Source organism: Enhygromyxa salina (assembly GCF_000737335.2).
GTDB classification, from domain to species: domain Bacteria; phylum Myxococcota_A; class Polyangia; order Nannocystales; family Nannocystaceae; genus Plesiocystis; species Plesiocystis salina_C.
The window spans coordinates 1-22067 of sequence record NZ_JMCC02000162.1 but is presented as its reverse complement, the minus strand read 5'-3'; the positions used below and the strand labels follow the sequence as shown (position 1 = coordinate 22067).

The following is a 22067-nucleotide window of genomic DNA, read 5'->3' as shown; positions in this document are numbered from 1 at the left end:
CCACCCCAGCTGACGAGATCTACGTCATCCGCCACGACGCCGACCACCAAACCCACATACAGTTCGGCGACGGCGAGCTCGGCAAGCGGCTCCCGAGCGGCTCCAACAACATCGTCGCCACCTACCGTTTCGGCACCGGCGGCAACGTCGAGGCCAACACGATCACCAAGCTGGTCCGCCCGATCGCCGGCGTGACCAAGGTCTCCAACCCCATCGCAGCCAGCGGCGGCGAAGACCCGCCCACCGAAGAGCAAGCCCGCGAGCAGGCAATTCAGAGCCTGCGCGTGCTCGGCCGCCTCGTCTCGCTCGCCGACTTCGAGGTCGAGGCGACCCACTACGGCGGCGTGGTCAAGGCGAAGGCACGATGGGAATGGGACGAAACGGTGAAGACGCGGTCGGCCGGAGCGGGGGACCGTGGTGGTTCGTGTGCGGGAGGTGGTTTGATGCTAGGGCTCGCCGCAGCAGCAGCGGTAGTAGTTGGAGTCGGCGGCGTCAGGGAATGTGCACGGACTCGATATGGAGTTGCCTTCGAAGTTTGCACACTGGTTGCCCGTGGCGTACCACACGTACGTCGTCCCACCGTAGCAACCATCACTCACACAGACTTTTCCCTCGCCCATACATACCTCGTTGCAGTTTGCCGGAGGATCCTCGGCTGTCACGCATTCGGTCAGTGTCGGGGCGCACTCACCCTCGACACAACCGCCCACATTGTCCTTGATGTCGCAGACGTGACCGCACGTTCCGCAGTTTTCGGGATCGGAGGACGTGTCGACGCAAAGTCCGTCGCAAAGTACCTCACCCAATTGGCAGTTGTCGCCGTCGCCGTCGCCGTCGCCGTCGCCGTCGCCGTCGCCGTCGCCGTCTCCGGGGTCGCCATCTCCGGGGTCGCCATCTCCGGGGTCGCCATCGCCGGGATCGCCATCGCCGGGATCGCCGTCACCGTCCCCCGACGACGTCATCTGCCCAGGTTCTACACAGATGTTGTCCTCGCAGACGAGCGCCCCCAGGCACAGACTCGAGCTGCACTCACAATCGAGCTCCCCCGCAACACAGCCAGCGTCGGTACCCGAGGCCCCGTCCGAATTGCAGCTTGAGACCAAGAACCCAAGTAATGCCGCAACCAGGAGCCGAGCGGATGTCTTGCAGTGCATCAACGGACGCTACCACGAGGCCCTTTAGGGCACAACCACGAGTCTTCCCATGCTAGATTTTCCGGTGATATTCAATACAGTCAGGGGTTCCTTGGACGACGGTGGGGGGCGTGACTCAGCGCATCCTCTGAGCGAGCGTGGGGTGGGTGTTGCTGCGGTCATCAAGGTCTTGGTGGCTCACCCCTCCGGCCACCCGGACAGCTTGAGTGCTCAGCTGGGTACGCAAGGCAGTGTCTTTGAAGGTCAGTTAGTGCCATCTAGCGGGGCAGCGTGGAGCGCTGCAGAGATTGTCGGCAATGACTTCGGTATCGTATTGGCGAACTCGAGCATAATCCCTGGCTACCGAGCGTATGTGCAAAATCAACAGGGCGCAAATGCCACTGTCTTCGAGGAGGTCAAGGACAACGGCACAGGGGATGGCGTTCTCGTCGGGCCGCCGACGCTCGTAGCCATCTCGACGCGGAGTCGCCGAGCACAGTGAGGGAGCAGCCACGACCAGCTACTCGGCCGTCGTGGTCTCGGTTTGCAGAGCTCATGCGTGAGCCAGCGAGGTGTCCGGGAGCTGGGCCACCTTCGCTTGCGGGATGCTGGCCTCGCCGAGTCACCGCGAGGCTGGCTTCCGCTTGTCCTAATTTCGGTCGTAGGGCTTCGCTATCGTGCTTGCTGAAGATTCTGCTTCTTCAGCCGCCTACTGACGAGGAGCGCCGCCCCCCGGTCGCGTGAGACTCGTCGATGATGCCAGCGTAGTCCGCCGCTTCGTAGCGCGAGAACAGCTCGGCGAGCAGGTGTGGCTTGCGATAGGGCGAGACGCCGAGCTCAGCTAGCAGAATGTCGATGTACTGTTGAAAGCGGGTGCTGACGGCGCACGATCGTGACGGCTCGAAATTGATATGAGCCCGCTTCCACGCCCGCACGTGCTCGATCGCGGCCTCCATTTGTTCGATCGGCGGTAGCACCAGCTCACCGCGGATCATCGCGCTGATCCACAGTGCACCGACCTCGGCGGCGGGTATGTGCATGAAGCCATGGTTGTAGCCGGCGAACGCCATTCGGGGGATCCGCGGGTGCAGCAGGTGACGATAGAGCTGCACGCCATCGGGCTCCCTCGAGCAGCTCGCGGTAGCGCGCTGGCATGAACGGAAACACCGGAGAGCCCGAGCCCAGACACACGACCACGAGCTCGCAGGGCAGCTCGGTGCCGTTGGCTAAGACGATGCCGTCTTCGACGAAGCGCGTGACGACGCCGCGGTGTGGGGTGATCTCGCCGCGGGCGACGGCCTCGTGATAGCGCAGCGGAGTCAGAGCCGCGGCCGAGCGCATGTCGGCGACCAAGGTGTGATCCGGCAGCAGCCGACGGATCCGGGCGCGGCCCTCGGGGCCGTGACCGAGCCCGGCGGCGCGATACTGCAGCGCCACGACTGCGGAGACCGTCGCCCAGAACCCCCGCACCACGGGGGCGAGCCGATCGTGCAAGAACCGCGAGCCAGCGGTTGGGTGGGCCCAGGCGATGCTCGAGAATGCCCGAGCCAATGATCGCGATTCGCATCGGCACAGATTATGCCGACTCGGCGTGACGCGAAATCGAGATGTGCCGGACACCAGTCATTGACGCTACCCGGCAGCGCCGGGACACTCGTGTCATGCACAGCCGCTCTCGTGCTCTCGGTCTTGGCTGCCTCGGCGTGCTCGTGGTCCCGCTCGTGGTGCTGGGATGCCGAGCGCTGCCCTCGGTACCGGCCGACCGACCTGTCGAGGACCAGCCGGTGAGCGTCCCAGCCACCGCGCCCGTGTCTGGGCCCGCGCTGACCCAGCCGGCGGCGTTGCCCGAGATCCCAGCAGAGCCGCCAGCCCCCACCGCGGCGGTTCCCCCAGGCACCCCGAAGGTCGAAGGATGGATCTCCGACATGGTGGCGATCGACGAGGACCGAGCGATCGTCCGGTTCCTGGTCCCGGGCCCCGACCACGAGAAGCAGTGGTGGATCGCCCTCATGCGGCGCGATGGCTCGCTCGCGTGGGTGCAGTCGCTCTCGGGCCAGCTCGCCGCCAACGAGGGCGTCACCGGTATCGAGATCATCCAAGACGCGGTCTCGGTCATGACCGCCACGTTTGTCGGTGACGATCCCGAACTCGAGCTGCACGGGTTCGCGCTGGCCGACGGCGCGCGGCGGTTCGAGATCGCCCACGGTCAGGGCTTTGCGCAGGGCGTCGCCAACGACGGCGGGCGACGGTTTGATCTGCGCGTCCACTACCCCGCGAGCCTGGGCGTCAGGCCGACGGCGGAGCTGGTTGCGACCTCCAGCACGAAGGAGCTGTGGCGCGCCTCGATCCCGATCTCACCGGCGCCGGGTCCAGATCCCACCCTCGTCGACGACTCGCTGGCGGTGCGCGTCGAGAGCAAAGACGACGACCACGCGTCCTGGTGGGTGTTCGAGCGCAGCAGCGGTAAGGTCCGAGGCAAGCTACAGGCGCGGGTCCAGAGCTGCAGCGACGGCACCCGATGGTTCGTGCGCAGCGATGACGGGCTGCTGTCGGTCGACCCCAAGACCGTCGCTACGCGCGACGCGGTCCCAGCAGCGTTGCAAGCGGCGGACCTCGTCGGCACTTGGATGCTCGACGACTGCGCGGTGATCCCAGGCGCGGTGGTCGTGCTGGCGTCGAGGGGCTACCGCAAGGCGATGGTCGCCTTCGACCTGGAGACCTTCGCCCCGCTCGGTCACGTCGAGCTGGGCGCGGTGTACGTCGGCTCCAATGGATTTGATCCGATGCCCGCTCGCATGCACGCCAAAGCAGCGTTTCCAGTCATGACCCACGATGGCGGGCGCGAGATCATGGTGATCGATCCAGTCGCGGGCCAGCTGCTCGAGCGCTGGGGCGCGAACGACCATGGCGCGATCGGCTATGCATTCATGGACTGGTCGGGCGGCTATCTGGCGTCGACGACCCACACACTCGCGGTTGTCGACACGCGCAGCGGTAGCCTGGCCGGCCTCGCCACGGTCCCCGAAGGCGTCTTCCCGGGCTCGCAGCAGCTCGTGGGCTCGACGTTGTGGCTGCCGCCCACGGCCCCGCTGCGGCTGGGCGCTCGGGCGCCGCGCTTGATCGATCTGAGCGCGGCCGCGTCCGAAGATCTACGTGGGGCCGTGCTGTTCGATGTCCACCCGATCGCGCCCAGTCCGGTCCGTGGTCGCGCGCAGTGCCCCGACCCGACCGCGCCCTTGACCGGCCCCGGCACGGGCAGCGACGGCACGCTGGGGCCTGTCGCGCAGTCTCGACTGCCCACGTGGGACCTCGACATTCTCCACGAGGCCGCGCGCATGCACGCGTGCGCGCCTGGCTTGGCGCCGTCGCTGTTGCTGGCCTGGTACGTGATGGAGGATGACCGGCCGCTGCGCAACGACTACGCGCTGGTCCTGGTCGAGGACACCAGCCACGGCCCGCCAACATTCACGATCGTGCAGGCGAGCCGGCACGCCAACAACCGCGAGTGGAACGTCGGCACCTCGCCCCACTCGAACCGCGAGGTCGTGCGGAGCTTTGACCACCGGCCGACCCGGCGAGAGATCGATGCTTTCTTGGCCCAGAGCGACTGGCACTTCGACCACGACTGGGGCCGAGTGCTCGCGGGTAATGTGCTCGACGCCGAGTGGCGGGCGGCGACCGGGCAGAGTCCGTGGCGCTCGTTCCCCAAGGGGATCGAGCGGCCGGACTGAGCGGGAACACCTGGGGGCCTGGGGCGGCCGTGCAACGCCGCCCTGGGTCTACCCCGGCCGGCCGGCCAGCCGCGGCCGGGGTCTCGTCGTCGCCAATGCAGCAGAGTGGATCGAGGGCCTCGCGCCGGAGGCCCTCGCCGTCGTCGAGGCCAGCCACTACGAGCGCGAGCGCGTCGGTGAGTCGATCCCGCCCGACGCGAGCGGCCTCCTGGCCGAGCTCGGCGTGCTCGAGTCGTTCGTGGACCAGGGCCACGAGCCGCGCCTGGGCAGCGCCTCGTCGTGGGGCGCGGAGGCCCTCGGCTACAACGACTTCATGTTCGCGCTCGGCGACGCCGCCTCGGCCTACGATCCGATCTCCTCCCAGGGCATCTACAAGGCGCTCCCCCCTAGCGCCGCCTAAGCCGCCCGCGACTCGAAGCGCAGAGGAAGCCGCCGAAGCCCGCGCAGGAGGAAGTTGGGTTGCCAGTCGGGCGGCCCCGGCTCGCGTGAGAACGGCGGCAAGCCGGCGAACAGCTCCTCGAACACGACCCGGCCCTCGAGGCGCGACAACGCTGCGCCGATGCAAAAGTGGATACCGTAGCCGAAGCTCAGGTGGGCCGGGTTGCGGTCCAGGTCGAAGCGCTCGGGCTCGGGGAAGTGGGAGGGATCGTGGTTGGCCGAGTCGAGCAATCCGCCGAGTTTGGAGTTGGCAGGCACGGCGACGTCGGCGATCGTGACATCCTCGGTGACGGTGCGTATGATCATGTTCGCGGGGGCGCGGAAGCGCAGCGCCTCCTCGATGAAGGCGGGGATCATCCTGGGGTCGGCGCGCAGGCGCTGCAGCTCGGCAGGGTTGCGCAGGATCTCGATGGTCGCGTTGCCGATTAAGTTGGTCGTGGTCTCGTTACCGGCGATCAGCAGCAGGCTGACCATGGACATGACCTCCTCGGCAGACAGCTTGTCCTGCTCGGACTGGGCCCGGACGAGATCGCCGATGAGATCGTCGCGGTATTCGCGCTGGCGCTGCTCGATCATCTCATGCAAGAACGCAGTGAACTCGCGGCACCCGGAGATGATTCGCTCGAGCTCGGCCTCATCCAAGGAGGGGTTGCGGCTGTCGCCGGCGACCAAGTCGTCGGACCAGCGCTTGAAGTCGGCGTGACGCTCCGGGTCGACGCCGAGCATCTCGGCGATCACTTTCACGGGCAGCGGCACGGCCAGCTCGGCCATGAGGTCGAAGCTGTCCTTGCGCGCGATCGCGGCGATCATCTCGCGGGCGAGCTCGCGGATGCGGCCCTCGAGTCGCGCGATCGCCCGCGGGGTGAAGGCGACCCTGGCGAGCTTGCGCAGGCGAGAGTGATCCGGTGGGTCGGAGGTGATCATCGAGTTGCTGCCAATCACCAGCTCCGCGCCCGCGAGCAGGCGCGGATCCTGGACCGTATTCTCATCTATGGTTGCCGACGAGAACAGCTTGGCATCGCGCATTACACGCTGCACGTCTTCAAAGCGACTGACGATGAACATGTCGTGTTGCGGGAAGTGCAACACCGGCGAGTGCTCGCGCATCTCGGCGTAGAGCGGATAGGGGTTGTCGTAGTTTTCGGGGCTGAACAGGGCGTTGAAGTCGGTCATGGTCGTTCGCAACTCGAAGTTGCGATGGCAGCCTGCCACAACCACCGGGTCATCGCAACTTGGAGTTGCGGTGGCCCGAGGTACAGTCGTGCACGGCGATGAGCAGGAAGCAGGTCCGAACGAAGCGGAGGGAGAAGCCACGGGTCGTTCGCGGCGAGCCGGTGATCCGCAAGGTCCTCGCCGCGACCCTCGCCGAGATCGCGAGCGCCGGCTACCACGGTCTGCGTATCGAGGAGGTCGCGACGCGGGCTGGGGTCAACAAGACCACGGTCTACCGGCGCTGGGCGACAAAGCAGAAGCTGGTCCGCGACGCGCTGCTGTCGATCACCACCGATAACTTCGTCGCCCCGGACACGGGCTCGCTTCGCGGTGATCTGCTGAAGTTAGCGCGCCGCCTGGCCGCGCTGGCGGCCGAGCCCCAGCTCCAGGGGGTGTTTCGGATGTTGTTTGCCGAGGGCGGCGACCCCGAGTTGGTGGAGATCGCCGGCACCCTGCGCCAGGCGATCGAGTTGGTGCCACGCGAGGTGTTCGCCGCCGCCAAGGCCCGCGGTGAGATCGGCCCGAGCGTCGACACGGCCCTCCTGTTCCAGGTCTTGGACGCGACGCTCAAGTGGTGGTTGTTGTTGGAGGGCAAGGTGGTCGACGACGCGAAGATGACGCGGCTGATCGATCTGCTACTCGACGGGGCGCTGAGCGACGTCTCGCCCAAGCCCGGCGCGAGCAAGAAGCGCCGCCGGGCCAGCGCTCGCCAGTCGTGACCTCAAAGCAATGTTCGCTGACTAACGACAGCGAACATCTGGACGGCCAGTTGGTCCAGCGTAGGGGGGGCAGGGTCTCGGCCAGAGCCTCGCCGGTCACACGGCCACGGCCATCGCGCAGGCGCCTGCGCAAATTCCGAGTACCAGCCCCGCATGCTCGCAACCGATCACCTCGAACAATCGACCAAAGTACGGTCTCGCATCTCGCATGGCATGTATATAAATGGGCGGACACCGGCATGTCCGAAGCTTCTTCCCCACCCGATTCCAACTCGGACTTGGCTCGAGCAAAGACTGCTCTGTGGGAGCAAGATGTTGCGGTCTATGAGATCCAAGCTTCGGCGGTTCTCGACCATCGGGATGGTCGCTGGTATGAGGTGGTCGTTTTCGTCGCCGGGGGTGATATGTACTGCGAGTCGGTCAGTGACGATATCCGCGAGTACTACGTCGAGAACTATGGGCAAAAGCGGCTTACCGTGCTGCGACCCAACCTGTCGCGACAGCTCGACGTGGTCATCCATCAGGAGGAGCTCCCCTCGATCCTCGGCATGTACGCTGACCGGGAGATCAATGGCGAGAAGTTCGAGTTCACGCCGGAGGGCGTAACAGCGTCATGGTGCGACAGTGAGAGCAGCTGTGTCGAGCGGAGCTGCGCGAGTCCGACGAGTACCGTCCACCTACCGTACGACTTCGCCACGGATAGCTACGAGGAATCTGTGGTCCAAGAGTGCGGCGCAAACCAGCCCAAATAGCGGGAGCTTAGAAGTCGGTAGCGAGATTGGACGTCGAGAGTTGTACGCTGATCGACAATTCCAACGGAGCCATCTTTCACGCCGACATCGATGAAGCGCCGGTTCGCGTCGACTCCAGCGTGTTCATCGGCAACACCTCGTCGAACGCCGGCGGCGCGCTCCGGGCCGACTACAGCACCACGGGCTCCTAGAGCGCCGATCAGTTTGGAGTCGCGTCGTCAGGTGCGTCTGGGGCCGTTCCTGCCTAGGAGGGAGGCCGAAGCTGTATCCGGCATACTGCGAGTGCCGACCGACAACGGCAGGAGCGGCCCCAGATGTGCCTGGCGTCGTGAATTCAAACTGATCGGCGCTCTAGCACCCGCGGTGGCGGTCTGTGGTGCACGCAGGCCGGCGACCCGAGCCTGCGCCCGGCGGACGCGCTCGACCTCGATGACGACGGCAACACCCTCGAGCTGCTGCCCCTCGATCTCGACAGCGGACCACGGGTGAACGGGCCGCAGATGGAGTGTGATGTAGATGCGGACATGCCTGTGTAGAGATTGCCAGTCCGCCCGGATCGTGTGAAGATCCTCGCGGCCCGCCTCGAGCGGGTGGAGCCACCATGAGCGCACTCGAGTCTCGCATTATCTCTACCTCTCGCCTCGATACACACCTGTGGCTCGCGGGGGCGCCCGGGAAACCCGCGATCTTGTTGCTGCACGGCAACGTGTCGAGCGCGGTGTTCTTTGATCGTGTGCAGGCCGCGCTCGGTGAGCGCTACTTCGTGATCGCGCCGGACCTGCGCGGTTACGGCCGCTCGCAGGTCAAGCCGGTCGACGCGACCCGCGGCGTGCGCGACTTCTCGGATGATCTGGCGGCGCTGCTCGGCAGCCCGGAGCTGGGCCTGGCTGCGGATGCCAAAGTTCACGTTGTGGCCTGGTCAGCGGGGGGCAATGTGGCCATGCAGCTGGCGATCGATCATGGCGCGCGGGTGGCTTCGCTGACGCTGATCAACCCCGGCTCTCCCTATGGCTTTGGCGGCACCAAGGGCGCGGATGGAACACCTTGTTACGACGACTTCGCGGGCTCGGGCGCGGGCGGGGTCAACCCGACCCTCGTCGAGCTGCTCGTGGCCAAGGACACCGGCGCGGATCAGCCGGTGTCACCTCGCAACGTGATGAACACCTTCTATTGGAAGCCGCCGTTCAAGCCCGAACCCGAGACCGAGGAGCGCTACCTCGCGGGCATGCTCGAGATAGCGATCGGGGAGCACAACTACCCAGGCGACGCGCTGCCGTCAGCCAACTGGCCCAACGTGGCGCCCGGGGTCGCGGGTATGAACAACGCGCTGTCGCCCAAGTACCTCAACCAGAGCGAGATCGTGCACCTGCGCGACAAGCCCCCGATCCTCTGGGTCCGCGGCGCGGACGATCAGATCGTCTCGGATCGCTCGATGTTCGACTTTGGTGTGCTCGGGGAACTTGGCGCGGTGCCGGGTTGGCCAGGCGCCGAGGTGTTTCCGGCCCAGCCGATGGTCGAGCAGACCCGCGCGGTGTTCGATCGCTACGCGGCGGCTGGTGGCGCCTACACGGAGGTGGTGATCGCCGACGCCGGCCATGGTCCCCACATTGAGAAATACGACGAGTTCATGGTTGCGCTGAACGGATTCCTGGCCAAATGAAAGCTCGAAAGTTAATTTTTGGATGTCTCACGGCGGGCGTGTTCGCGTGCACACCCGACACCCCCGACGACGAGGGCGCCGAGTCGGTCACCGAGACCGGCGACGGTGACGGTGACGGCGACGGCGACGGCGACGGTGACGGTGAGCCTGGCGACGGCGACGGCGACCCCGGTGACGGCGACGGCGACGGCGACGGCGATGGCGACGGCGACGGCGACCTGTGTGGCGACGGCGTGGTCCCGAACGTCAGCTTCGAAATGGGCTACGACGAGGTCGAGCACGGCTGGGTCCGCGCAGAGCGGTGGACGATCGACAGCCCGATCATCCCCGAGGATCCCTTCTTCCCGGACGCGCGCAGCGAGCAGACCGGCCAACAGCTCGAGTTCTATGGCTCCGAGCCAAAGCCGTCGCCGTCCAGCATCGTGCTGCAGTTCGGACCGGGCTGGGACACCGCGACCGGCAACCCCGTGCTGCTGGTCCACGGCGCCGACGATCCACCCGACCGCGCGTGGGCCAACCCTGGCGTCGAGGGGGCCTACGGGTGCGGCGACATGGTCTGTCCCGAGGAGGGCCTGATGCAGGGCCTCGCGGCCGCCGACATCCCCGTGGTCGCGATCGCGTTTCCAAACAAGCAGGGCGACAACTTCATGTGGGCCGAGCAGATCCACGCCGCGATCCAGGTCGTGCGCGAGTTGACCTGCGCCGAGCAAGTCGACGTGGTCGCCTGGTCCAAGGGCACGGTCGCGGCTCGCATGTACACGTCGAGCCTGACCGAGGACTGGGGCACGCCCTACGCCGACGACGTGCGCAAGCTAGTCTTGATCGGCGGACCCAACCGCGGCATGGACTACGGGTTTCGCTACGGCAGCGGTAACAACGGCACGGCGTGGCCGCCCGGCATGGCCCACGGGCCGACGGCGCACCACGAGCAGGTCATCGGGCTCCAGACCATCGACTACAGCGAGCACGCGATCTACGACCACGGCGGCGGCTACTATTACCGGGGGCAGGCGCAGATGCTGGCGAGCTGGATCGATACATTCGATCTGACCTTTACGGGCAACAACGGCCTCGGCCCCTACGCGACCGTCGACACCCTGTCCACGTACTACGGGGAGAGCATGTACCAGGGGACCTACGCGCGCGGGCTCGGGCTCGATTTCGCTGTGGCGCAACACTCCGTGATCGAAGAACTCGTCGACGCGGGTATCCCGGCCAGCATCGAGACCTACTTGTTGTGCGGTGAGATCAGCGACCAGGCCGACTACATCGTCGGAATCCCCAACGAGATCTCGGGGCCGAGTGACGGCGTCGTCTTTGTCCAATCCTGCGCGGCACCGGACGGCATCGGGCAGATCGGCGACATCGAGATCCTCAGCGACATCAACCACCTCGAGCTCGGCTTCGAAGAGCTGGCCCAGCAGACGATCATTGGGTGGCTGTCTCAGTGACCCACGTCGGGATTATGGCTGCGGGCGCCTATGTGCCCGCCACCACGATGAGCTCGGGCGAGATCGCCGCTCGCACGGGCATCCCCGAGTCGGTGATCCGCGAGAAGTTTGGGATCCATCAAAAGCCGATCCCCGGACCCGACGATCACACCAACAAGATGGGCCTGTGGGCGGCGCAAGACGCCGTCGCGCGGGCGGGCATCGACCCCGCCGAGATCGACCTGGTCCTGTGCACGAGCGAGGAGTGGAAGGAGTATCCGCTGTGGACAGCGGGCATCGAGCTCGCCCACGCGCTCGGGGCCACGCGGGCCTGGGCGCTCGACGTGCAACAGCGCTGCGGCACGACCATGGCCGCGATCGAGCTCGCGCGCGCGATGATCCTGAGCTCCCCGGGCATCGACACCGTGTTGATCGCGGGTGGCTATCGCAATTGTGACTTCGTCGATTTCGGCAACGCCCGCGCGCGCTTCTTGATCAACCTCAGCGCCGGTGGCGGGGCGCTGATCCTGCGCAAGAACCACGATCGCAATCGAGTGCTCGGGACCGCGGTCATCACCGACGGCAGCTTCTCGCTCGATGTGATCGTGCCCGCTGGTGGGACCGTGGATCCACGCTTTGACGACCCGCTCGGCACCGGTCGGCGGGCGCTCGACGTGCCCGATCCCGAGGGCATGCGCGAGCGCCTCGACGCCAAGTCGATGGCCAACTTCCTCGCGGTCGTGGATCAGGCGCTCGCGCGCAGCGAACCATCGAGCGATACCAATCACGCGCCCTTGACCCGCGCGGACATTGGCTTCCTCAACATCTTGCACATGAAGCGCTCGGCGCATCGCTACGTGCTCGGCGAGCTGGGGATGCGCGAGGATCAGAGCTTCTATCTTGAAGACTACGGGCACATCGGTCAGCAAGATCAACCGTTGGTCTGCGTCGAAGCCGCGCGCCGGGGGCTGCTGCGCGACGGCCACTTGATGGTCATGGTCGCGGCGGGCATCGGCTACGCGTGGTCGGCCTCGGCGATCGCCTGGGGCCCCGTCACGAAAGCAACAACAACATGAGCAACGAGCAACGAGTCGCAATTATCACTGGAGCCGCCAACGGGATCGGCTTTGCTACCGCGCAGGCGTTCGCGGGCGCCGGATACCACGTCGTCGGGTGGGACCTGGCTGAGGCTGCGGGCGCCGAATTGGTCCGCAGCATCGTGGACGCGGGCGGGGTCGCGAGCTTCGCTTCGGTCGACGTCAGCGACGCCGCCGCGGTCGAGCGCGCGGTCGCGGCGGTGATCGCCGAGCATGGCCGGATCGACGTCCTGGTCAACAACGCGGGGATCTTGCGTGATGGCCAGCTGGTCAAGGTCAAGGGCGGCGAGCTGGTCGGCAAGCTGGGCGCGGACCAGTTCGACGCCGTGATCGCCGTCAACCTCAAGGGGGTGTTCACGTGCACCCAGGCCGTCGCGCCACACATGATCGAGCGCAAGTACGGGCGCATCATCAACGCGTCTTCGGTGGTGGGGCTGTACGGGAATTTTGGTCAGACCAACTACGTCGCGGCCAAGGCTGGCGTCATCGGCATGACCAAGGTGTGGGCCCGCGAGCTCGGCCGCTACGGCGTAACCGTCAACGCGATCGCGCCTGGCTTCATCGCCACCGACATGGTCAAGCAGATGCCCGCGCACGTGCTCGAGGGCATGGTCGCGCATACCCCCGTCGGCCGGATCGGCGATCCGCAGGACATCGCGCGGGCCTACCTGTTCCTGGCCGATCCGGGCTCGGGCTTCATCAGCGGCACCGTGCTGAGCGTCGACGGTGGCATGGTCGTCGGGACCTGAGGGCGCGAGCATGGAGCGGCCAGCGTTGGTAGGTGACTGGTTGGGGCGGCGGGCGCAGCTCGCGCCCACGGCCCCGGCGATCGTGGATCTCAGCCGGCCTGGCCAGCCCGAGCCGCGGACGATCAGCTATCAAACGCTCGAGCGCGAGACCAACCAGGTCGCGCGGTGGTTGCAAGCGCGGGGGGTCGGGCAGGGGGATCGGGTCGCCGTCCTGGCCAAGAACCGGATCGAGGTCATCCAGCTGTGGTTTGCGTGTGGGAAGCTCGGGGCGATCTTGCAGGCGCTCAATTGGCGGTTGACTGCGGCCGAGCTCGCGCCGCTGCTGGACCACGCCGAGCCACGGCTGCTGTGCTGGGATTCGGAATTTGCCGGGCTGGTCGCGCGCCTGCGCGGGCTGAGTGTGGCGGCGCAACCGGAGTTTGTGGCGCTCGACGACACCGACGACCTGTGTCTGTCGAGCTGTCGCGAGTTGCCAGATGCGCCGCTGCCCGCCCTGGCGCTGGCGCCGAGTGAGCCGTGGGTGCTGTGCTACACGGGCGGGACCACGGGGCTGCCAAAGGCCGCGATCCTGACCCACGCCACCGTCACCTGGAACGCGATCAACACCACGTCGAGCTGGGGCCTGTCGGAGCGCGACGTGGCGATCCTCAACGCGCCGCTGTTTCACACTGGCGGCCTCAACGTGTTCACGGCGCCGCTGATCCACGCGGGCGGCTGCTCGATCCTGTGCCGCGAGTTCGAGCTCGAGCAGCTCTTCGATATCATCGAATCCCGCGAGGTCAGCTGCTTCTTTGGGGTCCCCGCCATGTTCCAGGCGATGCAGGCCCACCCGCGCTGGGCCAGCGCGCCGCTCGATCGAGTCCGCACGATCATCTCGGGCGGCGCGCCGTGTCCCAAGCCGGTGTTCGAGCAATTCTGGGCGCGCGGCGTCGACTTCAAGACCGGCTACGGGCTCACGGAGGCGGGGCCCAACAATTTTTGGCTGCCGCGTGAGCGTGTGCGTGACAAGCCCGGCGCGGTCGGCTGGCCCTTGCTTCACGTGGCGATTCGGATCGTCAACGCGAGCGGTGGCGAGTGTGGGCCCGACGAAGTGGGCGAGCTGTGGATCCGCGGCCCCCACGTGTCGCCCGGCTATTTTCGCGACCCGGAGGCGACGGCGGCCAGCTTTGTCGACGGCTGGCTGCACACCGGGGACCTGGCCCGCGCGCAGGCCGATGGCTGCGTGACGATCGTCGGCCGCAGCAAAGACATGATCATTTCGGGCGGCGAGAACATCTATCCGGCCGAGGTCGAGTCGGCGATCGCCGCTCACGAGGCGGTCGTCGAGGTCGCGGTGATCGGGGTGCCGGATCCGCGCTGGGGCGAGGTTGGCCGGGCGTTTGTGGTGCTCGCGGACGGGGCCAGCCTGGAGCTGGCCGAGCTTCAGTCGTTCTTGCGTGAGCGGCTGGCCAAGTACAAGCTGCCGCGCTCGCTGGTGATCCTCAGCGCGCTTCCCCGCACGGGCGCCGGCAAGCTCGACAAGCGGGCGCTGGAGCGCGGCTAATGCCACATGCTCGGGTTGGCGAGGTCTCGCTCCACTACGAGCGCGCAGGGTGCTGGGCGCAAGATCCACACGCGCCCGTGTTGGTGTTCGTCAATGGGCTGTTGACCGAGCTCGGCAGCTGGGCGGCTCACCTGCCGCATTTTGATCACTATCGCTGCTTGCTGTGGGACTGTCGTGGCCAGGGCCTGTCCGACAAGCCCGCGGTGAGTGAGTACACCGTCGCGGACCACGCCCGGGACCTCGCGGGGTTGCTCGACCGGCTCGAGCTGCGCGCTCCGGTCGCGCTGATCGGGTTGAGCAACGGCGCCGCCGCGGCGCTGTCGTTCGCGCTCGCGCAGCCGGATCGGGTGCGCGCGCTGGTGGTCAGCGGGGCCTACGCGCGGGTGGATCGGGCGCTGGAGCTCAAGCTGCGCTCGTGGATCCAGGCGATGCGCGCGGGCGGCGGTGCGCTGCGCTTTGACGTGGCGACGCCGTGGGTGTTTGGGCCGCAGTTCCTGGCCGAAAATTGGGCGGCGTTGGCGTTGTTTCGCGAGCGGGCGATGAGCCTCGATCTCGACGCGGCGCGGCGTCTGATCGCGGGCGCGCTGCTGCATCAACTCGACGACGCGCAGCTCGGCCGGATCCGTGCCGCGACGCTGGTGAGTGTGGGCGAGGACGACGTGCTGACGCCGCCGAGCATGGCGCGGACGCTGGCGGCAGCGATCCCCGGAGCGCGGCTCGAGCTGCTGGCCGAGGCTGGTCACGCCGCGGCGCTCGAGCGGGTCGAGGCCTTCTGCGACCAAACCCGGGGCTTCCTCGACCCGATCATGCACGCGCGCAGGCATGAGCAGACACGCGGCGGGTCCGCGTGAGGTGTTGGCGGGTGGATCTGACGTTCTTGGTCGGCTCGAACACGAAGTCGGCTTCGGTCAACGCCCACCCGAGCTCTCCGGCTGGCGACGCGCGGTGCAGCCAAAATCCCCACTGCCCGCTGGACTGGTAGATCGCAAAGTAGACCTGCCGGTCGCGTGCGGGCTCAGCTGCCACTGCTCGGGGCCGCCGTCGGACGCGTACGCGAGCAGCACGGCCTCGCGGGTTTGGAAGTCCACGCCTTGCTCAGCGCCGACGTAGATCGAGCCGTTGGGCGCGACCGAGATTTAATCGGAGCGAGGAGTCGGCGCGCTGAATGAAGGTGACGGCACCCTGGTGCTGGCGGGGCTCATCGCCGTGGTGATGGTCTTCGCGGAGCCCCCCGCCCGGTCATGACACGATCGCCGCCTCACGAAGCCGCAGCGCGTTTCGGTAGGGAGGCTCTCCGAAGAGGCGGATGTAGTCGCGGCTGAAGTGCGATGGGCTCTGGTAGCCGACACGGTACGCGGCATCTTCGGCGGTGGTCTGCTCGTCCACCATGAGGCGCTGGGCCTGCAACAAGCGCAGGCGCTTTTGGTACTGCAGCGGACTGAGCGAGGTGACCCGCTTGAACTGCTCGTAGAACACCGTTCGGCTCATGTGGGCAGTGGCAGCCAGGCCCTCGACGTCGATGGCCTGGTCGAGTCGGGCTTCGATGTGATGAGCCGCTTCGCAGATTCGGTGCGCCGCCCCGCCCGCCCGAACGAAGCGGCGAATGGCCGGACCCATGGGGCTCCGCAAGAGGTGGAAGAGGAGCTCTCGTACGCGCCCCTCCCCGAGAACGCGGCCGGCCTCCTCTGCGGCCATGAGCCCCGCCAGCCGATTCACGGCGCAGCGCATGCCCTCGTCGAGCCTGCCAACGAAGATTCCGGGGGGCAGCTCGCCGACCTCCTCGTCCCGACGATCCATCTCGGCCACCAGTCGGGCGAGCGAGACGAGCTCTAGCTCCACGAGCACCCCGCTGAAGGGTGCCGCGGCGATGCGACTCGTGAGCGGGAGCGGGACGGGGGTGAGGGTCCAATGGCCCGGCGAGAGGCGATAGGTCGCGCCGCCCAGCACGAGCTCCTTGGTACCCTCGGCGACCACCGCGAGGCAGGCACGCCAGGTCTGGTTCTTCAGCGCTCCGGTGCTGGCGGAGCGGATGCAGGCGACCTTGGGGATGGCGGTGGGGGTCAGCCCGACGTGGCCCGCGACCGCGCGGATGGCTCCGGCCAGGTCTTCGTCCTCCCCCGTCACTCGTTCCGACTGTAGGCGCCGTTGCGCAGGTCGTCGAGCAAGGTTGGATGCGTCGGACTCCAGTCGAGCCTCGCCCGCGTGAGGTCGTTCGACGTCGGGCAGTCGAGCGCGACCACCCAGCTCAGCCAGCCGAAGTGATCCTCGGCGTCCGCGGTGGGGATGCTGCGGGTTGGAAGGCCGAGCAGCTCGCCGATGGCCGTCGCGATGTCTCGAAACGGGACCTCGGGTTCGGCGACCGCGTGGAAGCGCTGACCAGGCTCGAGACCTTCGACGGCGAGGGCGAACACACGAGCGGCGTCGAGGCGGTGCACCGCGTTCCACCGGTTGGCGCCGTCGGCCACATAGGCGGAGACTCCGGTCTTCTCGGCGAGGTCGATCAGCATCGGCACGAAGCCATGGTCCCCCTCCCCGTGCACCGAGGGCGACGGGCGCACGATGCCAGCTCGAACCCCGCGCTCGACCAGCGCGTCGACGGCCTCCTCGGAGGCGGCGCGGGGGGTGTGCGCCGAGGCGCCGGGCGGATGCCGATCGGTCTCCTTGCCCGGCTCACCGGAGGCGGTGGCCGTCCCCGCCGTCGCGACCAGTGGCTTGCTCGAGCCTTCGAGCCCCGCCCCGAGGGCGCTGATGACCTGACGGTCGAGCTCGCACATCTCCTGGTACTTCGAGAAGTCGTGGACGAAGCCGACGTGAACGACGCCGTCGCTCTCGCGCGCTGCGGAGGTCAGGGTGTCGAAGTCCTTCAGATCCCCGCGCAATGCCTCGGCCCCTGCGTCGCGGAGCGCCTCTGCCGACGCGTCGGAGCGCGCGAGACCGGTGACTCGATGACCAGCCTCCAAGAGCTCGCGCACGATGGCCGAGCCAATGAATCCGGTTCCTCCCGTTACGAATATCTTCATGCACCGAGGATGCGGACGCAGATCAATGAAGAGAATGGGGGACCGTTCGCCATTCTTGCCCGATCGTCCCGGCATGGGAGTCGCGCAGCCGCCACGGCAGCGAGCACACCCACTGCCGAACCGGGACCTCCGGGAACACCTCGTCGACGAGGTGGGCCGCGACGTCAGCCATGCGCCGGAGATTGACCCGCACCCCCGAACTCAGCTCCAAGAACCACTGCGGCACTTCGCAGTCACGCTATCGCCGTCGGCAATCGATCGTCAATCGATCGTCAACCGAACTCGAGGTCGGGATACACCCCCGCATGGCAGTCTCCGATGAAGCGCCAGCACCTCGTCCAGGGCCTACACAGTGATCAGGGCGCCCCGATCTTCTCGAGGTCGAGCAGACGATGCAAGGTGTTGCAGTCGGGCAGGATCTCGTAGTTCGCCGTGCGCGAGACCCTCGCGCAGCCGAGCTCTCGCCGCTGTGGCGCGAACAGACACAGCTGCGTGCAAGTGGGCACGGTGATCGAGAATGTCGACCCAGCCTCGACGACCAGGCTCGGACCGCCGTCGTGGGTCCCGAGCTCGAGGTTCTCGGCGCACGAGCTCGAGATGGTCACGGAGCTCGTGACGTCGACGCTCCCGGTTGGTGGCGCGGTGAAGCCCCGCACCTCCACCATCTCTGGCGCCACCGGGCGCCCTTCGTCATCGAGCGACCCGATCTGGCTCACATTCTCGATCGCCCCCTTGCTGGCTTCGTAGTCGGCCTGGTCCTGCGCATAGTCGGCCTTTCGTTGCCGGTTTTCTTCGGCCGCCGCCGCCCTGTTGCCCGCGGCCAAGACCTGCTCGAAATCACGCTTTGCAACCATCTTGTCGTAGAAGGCCATCTCTTCCGCGGTCGCCCACGTGGCCGCGCCTTCACGTTCCTTGCCGGGCATGATGTGCCCCCCACACTGGACCATCAGATAGTAGCGATCGTCGAGTTCCGGCATTGCATCGAAGATCTTGCGACACATGGCCCCGAACGCGGCTGCATCTGGCTCGCAGACCGCATCCACGCGTTCGAAATTGAGCTGTTGGTTGTCGCAGACCGAGCGCTCCGCGACGTCCTCGCGCATCAACTCGCAATTGTTGGTCGCTAGCGCCAGCGTGAACGCATACTCCCGGAACAGCCACTCGGGGTATTTCTCGGGCTTCCCTTCGGCGTCGAGGGGCGGCGAACCCACGCGCGCGTACACCTCTTTCGCCAGCATGACGTAGTCCGCCACATGGGCGGCTCGATCGAACCCGGCGATGCTCGCGGGCGGCTCGAAGCTGTACTCGGGATCTGCGGCCGCACGCTCGACGGCGGCGAACAGATCGCGTTGCTCCCAGATGAACCGCGCCAGCACATAGCCGTAGCCGCTCGTCTCGGCCGCGCCGCGGGTGGCGAGGGCGGTTGCCCTCGCGTCATCGACTTGGGCCCGCTCGATGTGAATGGGGTCGTAGTTTGACCCGCCCGTGAAGTCCCTCCAGCTGTTGACCTTGGGCTTGTCGCAGGCGCCGAGGAGACCGAGCGCTACGGCGAAGAGCACGACTGTGGATCCGGTGGATGTTCGCAAGATGCGAGCCATACCATTGCCCGAGCGCTCGTGGCGCATATTTCGACCGATGAACTGCGTGCGCTGCTACGCCAGCGGATGTTGCGGCTCGTCACCACGCTGGTGACCGTGGTCGTGCTGCTGGCGGTTCTCGCCGGGCTCGCGTGGCGGCAGCAGGCAGCGGAGGAGCGCGCGGCTGCACGTGAGCACGCGCGCGAGCGCTGGCTGACGCAAGCGCCCAAGAGCCCGCATGGCGCGGCGCACTTCGGGACGTTCGTGTTCGCCCCGGCGCGCGAGCTGTCTGCGCTCGCGCCCGGTTACGACGAGGTCCTCGGGACCAGCGCGCGGATCGAGGCTCACGTGCGGGCTCCGCTGCTCGGGCGTCCGATCGCCGAGCTGCCCTACGCGGGTCGCTTCGGTTGGCCCTCGATGTTGTCGTTGTGCGAGCTGCTGCTGCCGCTGCTCGGCATCGCGCTGGGGCATGCTTGCATTGCTGGAGAGCGAGAGCGCTCGGCGTTGCTGCTCCCGCGCTCGGTCGGTGTGTCCGCGAGTCAGTCACGCAGTCCCGCCTCGAGGCGCTCGGCTTGGGGATGCTCTTGCTCGCCCAGGTCGCGCTCGTCGGCTGGGCTGCTCTGCGGCGCACCAACTTGGAGTCACGCGGGGGACCGATAGTAAGCCAAGAGTCGACCGCCCGTCCCTGACATAGTGGATGTTCTCGGAGCTTAATTGCGAGGTTAGATTCTCAGGTCCAGTTAATTACCGCAACCCTGAACGAGATAAACCTACCAATTGGCCGCAACGGCGTTGGCGTATAGAAACCCGCAGATCACGGGCCAGCGTCCTCGCCCGAGACGAGGATGCGACCGCGCGGCAGGTCGTAGGTCACCACGCAGCGCGACAGTAGATCCGTCCCCACCAGCCCGTCGTGGATGATTTCCTGGAACATGACCGCCAGCCCGGCGCGCGCCGAGCCGGGGGCCCCCTCGAACGCGACCGGCTGCTCGATAGTCGTGAAGTGCCGCGTGAAGGGGTTGCCAGTCTCGTCCTCCCCGACCTGGCGGCGCACGTCATCCGCCTCGAGGTCGATGCCCAGCAGCTCCGCGTAGCGCGGGTGCAGGATGATCGAGCGGCTCCCGGTGTCCATCATCACCTCCGCGACCTGGTCCCCGAGGCGGAGCGGCACGAAGAGATCGATGGCCGGGCCGTGGCGCCGGACGCTCACCGGCACCGCCCGAGCGCCCGCCTCGCGTCGCGAGAGGCTGGCGGCCGACTCGATGACCAGCCGCGACCCGGGGCCATCGAGGGTGAACGGCGTCTGCTCGAAGAACGGCAGCCCGACGAAGACTTCGAGCTGCGGCTCGCTGAAGAAGCCTTCGATATCGACCACGCCCGCGAGCACGTCCTCCCGCACGACGCCCGCGACCTCGAGCCGCTCCAGGCGCGTCAGGGGCAGCGTGACCTCCTGCCCCGACATCCGCTGCCCGCTGAACGACCCCTCGACGACGCAGCCGACGCGTTCACAGAGCGCCTGGGAGATCAGCTCGATCCCGATGCCGGTGTCGAGGACGGCGACGGTCAGCGCGCGGTCGTTCACCCAGACGGGCACCGTGTGGAACTGCCCCGACGCGTGGCCCAGCGGGACCACGGCCTCGGGCGGCGCCATCTCCGGCGAAATAGCCGCGTGCGGCGCCGGCGACCCCGTGTGGGATGCGCAGGCGCCGCACGCGATGGAGAGGGCGAGGAGCTGGCAGGTCCGCATGGCGCGATGGAACGACATCGGCGCCCCCCTGTCCACCCGTCGGGTAGCGAAGACCCGGCTGCTGCTCGACGAGGTCGGCGATCCGGTTGTTGCGCTGTAGGAGGAGTACGACCGACCCTCGGTAGGTCGAGCTTTAGCCCGAGCACCGCGAGCTTCGAGTCGTCAGTCATGCGAATGGGACGACTCGCGCGTGAATCATTCGATCTCCTCGGTGCCCACATTACCGCGGGGATCGGATTCATATTTTGGATGCGCTTCAAAGGCGTCGGCCGAGTTTGGTAACACCGGGGATCTCCCCTCGGTCGACCATGCAATAGACGGCCTTGCGGGAGACACGTAGGAGGGTGGCTACCTCATCGGTGTTGAGGAGTTGTTCAGCGATGCCAAGGGGGGGCGACGTTCGCCACGTATGCGTGTTCTTCAACCTCGCCGAGGCCCTGAGATGCGAGCCGCCCAGCGAGCTCAATCGGAACGGGGGTGCCTAGGCCTCGATGAACCCGTTGGCTTGTTGGTCCGCCACACGTTTTTGCATGTCCCGATGTGCATCGGTTGGCTCGGCGAGCCGACGAGTGCGTTGGACCTGCTCTCCGTCCGGCAACACAATTACGAGGTCGACGTTCTGCCCGGCAACTCGGATGCTCCATTGTCGTCCGTCGGGGTGGCGAAAATGGCGAAACTGCGTCGTCGTGGGTGCGCTCGGCCCGTTCGCCTGTTCCTCCGGAATGCTGGCGGGTGGACTGACCGTCCTCTCGACCCGTCCATCGACGGCGGAGTGACCTGACGCGGCGGCGACGGGTTCATAGACAGTCGTGTGGCCAAGGCTCGACGCGCCAACGAGCGGCTCCGCACGCGGCGAGGGCTCTTCGGAGCTGCTCCGTGGGGGTGGCTCACTCTCTTCCTCGGCAGCCTCCTGCTCGTCGGCGGCGCGACGTTCGCCGCCACGCAGCTCGGGCTCCCCCAGGCCTGGATCGGCGACGTCGGCGGGGCGAGCGCGATCGTGGCCGTCCCGCTCGCGCTCTTTGTGATCTACCCAGCGTGGATCGCGCTCGAGGAGCGTCGGCTCCGCCTCGAACTCGAGGCCCTCGACGACCGGGTCGACGCCATCGTCGAGGTACACGTCGACCCCCGGCGCGTCGACGCCGAGGTGCAAGACGCGAAGCATCGCCTCACCAGCGTCTCCGTCGCCGTCGCCATCTCCGTCTCCGTCGCCGTCGCCGTCGCCGTCGCCGTCGCCGTCGCCGTCGCCGTCGCCGTCGCCG

Annotated in this window: 23 protein-coding genes and 1 pseudogene; 13 read left to right on the top strand and 11 right to left on the bottom strand. The window is 67.2% G+C overall.

From position 1 onward, the window contains the following. The coding region (locus tag DB30_RS42925; protein ID WP_477181449.1) for a baseplate J/gp47 family protein at window positions 1-1097 on the top strand (1097 nt) is incomplete at its 5' end. A 737-nt stretch (window positions 1098-1834) separates the two neighbouring features. Here DB30_RS42925 and DB30_RS38405 read toward each other — a convergent pair. Continuing rightward, window positions 1835-2173: a hypothetical protein gene (locus DB30_RS38405; protein WP_146662546.1), complete on the bottom strand. Its 339-nt coding sequence runs from the start codon at window positions 2171-2173 to the stop codon at window positions 1835-1837. Then, entirely contained in the window at window positions 2115-2684 is a 570-nt protein-coding gene (locus DB30_RS38400) for a hypothetical protein (protein WP_052558779.1), read from the bottom strand. The genes DB30_RS38405 and DB30_RS38400 overlap by 59 nt, the downstream gene beginning before the upstream one ends. Window positions 2685-2917: 233 nt before the next feature. Here DB30_RS38400 and DB30_RS38395 point away from each other — a divergent pair, with 233 nt between their 5' ends. Then, window positions 2918-4864 (top strand): hypothetical protein, encoded by a 1947-nt coding sequence (locus DB30_RS38395; protein ID WP_165704144.1) that lies wholly within the window; start codon window positions 2918-2920, stop codon window positions 4862-4864. Window positions 4865-5087: 223 nt separating this feature from the next. Next, window positions 5088-5264 (top strand): hypothetical protein, encoded by a 177-nt coding sequence (locus DB30_RS38390; protein ID WP_165704143.1) that lies wholly within the window; start codon window positions 5088-5090, stop codon window positions 5262-5264. Here DB30_RS38390 and DB30_RS38385 read toward each other — a convergent pair. Then, window positions 5261-6475: a cytochrome P450 gene (locus tag DB30_RS38385; RefSeq protein WP_052558790.1), complete on the bottom strand. Its 1215-nt coding sequence runs from the start codon at window positions 6473-6475 to the stop codon at window positions 5261-5263. The two genes, DB30_RS38390 and DB30_RS38385, sit on opposite strands and share 4 nt — an antisense overlap. A 98-nt stretch (window positions 6476-6573) precedes the next feature. Here DB30_RS38385 and DB30_RS38380 point away from each other — a divergent pair, with 98 nt between their 5' ends. The 9 genes from DB30_RS38380 to DB30_RS38340 all read left to right on the top strand — a co-directional run bounded on the left by DB30_RS38380 (window position 6574) and on the right by DB30_RS38340 (window position 15315). Further along, window positions 6574-7233 carry a TetR/AcrR family transcriptional regulator gene (locus DB30_RS38380; protein WP_146662542.1) on the top strand — a complete coding sequence of 220 codons (660 nt, stop codon included), beginning with the start codon at window positions 6574-6576 and terminating at the stop codon, window positions 7231-7233. Between the two features lie 239 nt (window positions 7234-7472). Beyond that, the gene (locus tag DB30_RS38375) at window positions 7473-7985 is read left to right on the top strand and encodes a hypothetical protein (protein WP_146662540.1); all 513 of its coding nucleotides are present in this window, start codon (window positions 7473-7475) and stop codon (window positions 7983-7985) included. A gap of 26 nt (window positions 7986-8011) precedes the next feature. Continuing rightward, window positions 8012-8176, top strand: coding sequence for a hypothetical protein (locus tag DB30_RS38370; protein ID WP_146662538.1), 165 nt, complete (start codon window positions 8012-8014; stop codon window positions 8174-8176). Window positions 8177-8586: 410 nt separating this feature from the next. Continuing rightward, window positions 8587-9645, top strand: coding sequence for an alpha/beta hydrolase (locus DB30_RS38365; protein WP_052558769.1), 1059 nt, complete (start codon window positions 8587-8589; stop codon window positions 9643-9645). Further along, the gene (locus tag DB30_RS38360) at window positions 9642-11096 is read left to right on the top strand and encodes an esterase/lipase family protein (protein ID WP_146662537.1); all 1455 of its coding nucleotides are present in this window, start codon (window positions 9642-9644) and stop codon (window positions 11094-11096) included. The genes DB30_RS38365 and DB30_RS38360 overlap by 4 nt, the downstream gene beginning before the upstream one ends. Next, a complete protein-coding gene (locus DB30_RS38355; RefSeq protein WP_240480424.1) occupies window positions 11081-12151 on the top strand; it encodes a 3-oxoacyl-ACP synthase in 1071 nt (356 codons plus the stop codon). The genes DB30_RS38360 and DB30_RS38355 overlap by 16 nt, the downstream gene beginning before the upstream one ends. Beyond that, on the top strand, window positions 12148-12921 hold the full coding sequence (gene fabG, locus DB30_RS38350) for a 3-oxoacyl-ACP reductase FabG (RefSeq protein ID WP_052558788.1): 774 nt from the start codon (window positions 12148-12150) through the stop codon (window positions 12919-12921). The genes DB30_RS38355 and fabG overlap by 4 nt, the downstream gene beginning before the upstream one ends. A gap of 10 nt (window positions 12922-12931) precedes the next feature. Next, window positions 12932-14464, top strand: a complete 1533-nt coding sequence (locus DB30_RS38345) for an acyl-CoA synthetase (protein ID WP_052558764.1) — start codon at window positions 12932-12934, stop codon at window positions 14462-14464. Continuing rightward, complete coding sequence (locus DB30_RS38340; protein WP_052558762.1) at window positions 14464-15315, top strand: alpha/beta fold hydrolase; 852 nt, start codon at window positions 14464-14466, stop codon at window positions 15313-15315. The genes DB30_RS38345 and DB30_RS38340 overlap by 1 nt, the downstream gene beginning before the upstream one ends. Window positions 15316-15372: 57 nt before the next feature. Here DB30_RS38340 and DB30_RS38335 read toward each other — a convergent pair whose 3' ends face one another. The 5 genes from DB30_RS38335 to DB30_RS38315 form a co-directional block, all read right to left on the bottom strand. Further along, window positions 15373-15552, bottom strand: a complete 180-nt coding sequence (locus tag DB30_RS38335) for a hypothetical protein (protein ID WP_146662535.1) — start codon at window positions 15550-15552, stop codon at window positions 15373-15375. Window positions 15553-15703: 151 nt separating this feature from the next. Further along, the gene (locus tag DB30_RS38330; RefSeq protein ID WP_052558760.1) at window positions 15704-16588 is read right to left on the bottom strand and encodes an AraC family transcriptional regulator; all 885 of its coding nucleotides are present in this window, start codon (window positions 16586-16588) and stop codon (window positions 15704-15706) included. After that, window positions 16585-17484: an SDR family oxidoreductase gene (locus DB30_RS38325; RefSeq protein WP_052558758.1), complete on the bottom strand. Its 900-nt coding sequence runs from the start codon at window positions 17482-17484 to the stop codon at window positions 16585-16587. The genes DB30_RS38330 and DB30_RS38325 overlap by 4 nt, the downstream gene beginning before the upstream one ends. Window positions 17485-17506: 22 nt before the next feature. After that, window positions 17507-17656, bottom strand: a complete 150-nt coding sequence (locus DB30_RS38320) for a hypothetical protein (RefSeq protein WP_165704142.1) — start codon at window positions 17654-17656, stop codon at window positions 17507-17509. 184 nt (window positions 17657-17840) lie between these two features. Then, window positions 17841-19043 (bottom strand): hypothetical protein, encoded by a 1203-nt coding sequence (locus DB30_RS38315; protein ID WP_052558755.1) that lies wholly within the window; start codon window positions 19041-19043, stop codon window positions 17841-17843. A gap of 105 nt (window positions 19044-19148) precedes the next feature. On the opposite strand from DB30_RS38315, the gene DB30_RS38310 reads away from it, so the two are divergent. Further along, window positions 19149-19721 (top strand): hypothetical protein, encoded by a 573-nt coding sequence (locus DB30_RS38310; RefSeq protein ID WP_052558753.1) that lies wholly within the window; start codon window positions 19149-19151, stop codon window positions 19719-19721. A 154-nt stretch (window positions 19722-19875) separates the two neighbouring features. On the opposite strand, the gene DB30_RS38305 is transcribed toward DB30_RS38310, so the two are convergent. The 3 genes and pseudogenes from DB30_RS38305 to DB30_RS42005 form a co-directional block, all read right to left on the bottom strand. Further along, a complete protein-coding gene (locus DB30_RS38305) occupies window positions 19876-20712 on the bottom strand; it encodes a pepsin/retropepsin-like aspartic protease family protein (protein WP_052558751.1) in 837 nt (278 codons plus the stop codon). 352 nt (window positions 20713-21064) lie between these two features. Beyond that, the gene (locus DB30_RS43305; RefSeq protein ID WP_240480425.1) at window positions 21065-21232 is read right to left on the bottom strand and encodes a helix-turn-helix domain-containing protein; all 168 of its coding nucleotides are present in this window, start codon (window positions 21230-21232) and stop codon (window positions 21065-21067) included. Window positions 21233-21289: 57 nt separating this feature from the next. Then, a pseudogene (locus DB30_RS42005) lies at window positions 21290-22067 on the bottom strand (DUF4397 domain-containing protein); the annotation flags it as partial.

Coding starts and splice junctions, on each gene's coding strand:
- DB30_RS38320 (WP_165704142.1), bottom strand. CDS start 17,656: ATGGCTGACGTCGCGGCCCACCTCGTCGACGAGGTGTTCCCGGAGGTC.
- DB30_RS38325 (WP_052558758.1), bottom strand. CDS start 17,484: ATGAAGATATTCGTAACGGGAGGAACCGGATTCATTGGCTCGGCCATC.
- DB30_RS38380 (WP_146662542.1), top strand. CDS start 6,574: ATGAGCAGGAAGCAGGTCCGAACGAAGCGGAGGGAGAAGCCACGGGTC.
- DB30_RS38345 (WP_052558764.1), top strand. CDS start 12,932: ATGGAGCGGCCAGCGTTGGTAGGTGACTGGTTGGGGCGGCGGGCGCAG.
- DB30_RS38340 (WP_052558762.1), top strand. CDS start 14,464: ATGCCACATGCTCGGGTTGGCGAGGTCTCGCTCCACTACGAGCGCGCA.
- DB30_RS38360 (WP_146662537.1), top strand. CDS start 9,642: ATGAAAGCTCGAAAGTTAATTTTTGGATGTCTCACGGCGGGCGTGTTC.
- DB30_RS38405 (WP_146662546.1), bottom strand. CDS start 2,173: ATGCACATACCCGCCGCCGAGGTCGGTGCACTGTGGATCAGCGCGATG.
- fabG (WP_052558788.1), top strand. CDS start 12,148: ATGAGCAACGAGCAACGAGTCGCAATTATCACTGGAGCCGCCAACGGG.
- DB30_RS38310 (WP_052558753.1), top strand. CDS start 19,149: ATGTTGCGGCTCGTCACCACGCTGGTGACCGTGGTCGTGCTGCTGGCG.
- DB30_RS38305 (WP_052558751.1), bottom strand. CDS start 20,712: ATGGCGCCGCCCGAGGCCGTGGTCCCGCTGGGCCACGCGTCGGGGCAG.
- DB30_RS38365 (WP_052558769.1), top strand. CDS start 8,587: ATGAGCGCACTCGAGTCTCGCATTATCTCTACCTCTCGCCTCGATACA.
- DB30_RS38385 (WP_052558790.1), bottom strand. CDS start 6,475: ATGACCGACTTCAACGCCCTGTTCAGCCCCGAAAACTACGACAACCCC.
- DB30_RS38375 (WP_146662540.1), top strand. CDS start 7,473: ATGTCCGAAGCTTCTTCCCCACCCGATTCCAACTCGGACTTGGCTCGA.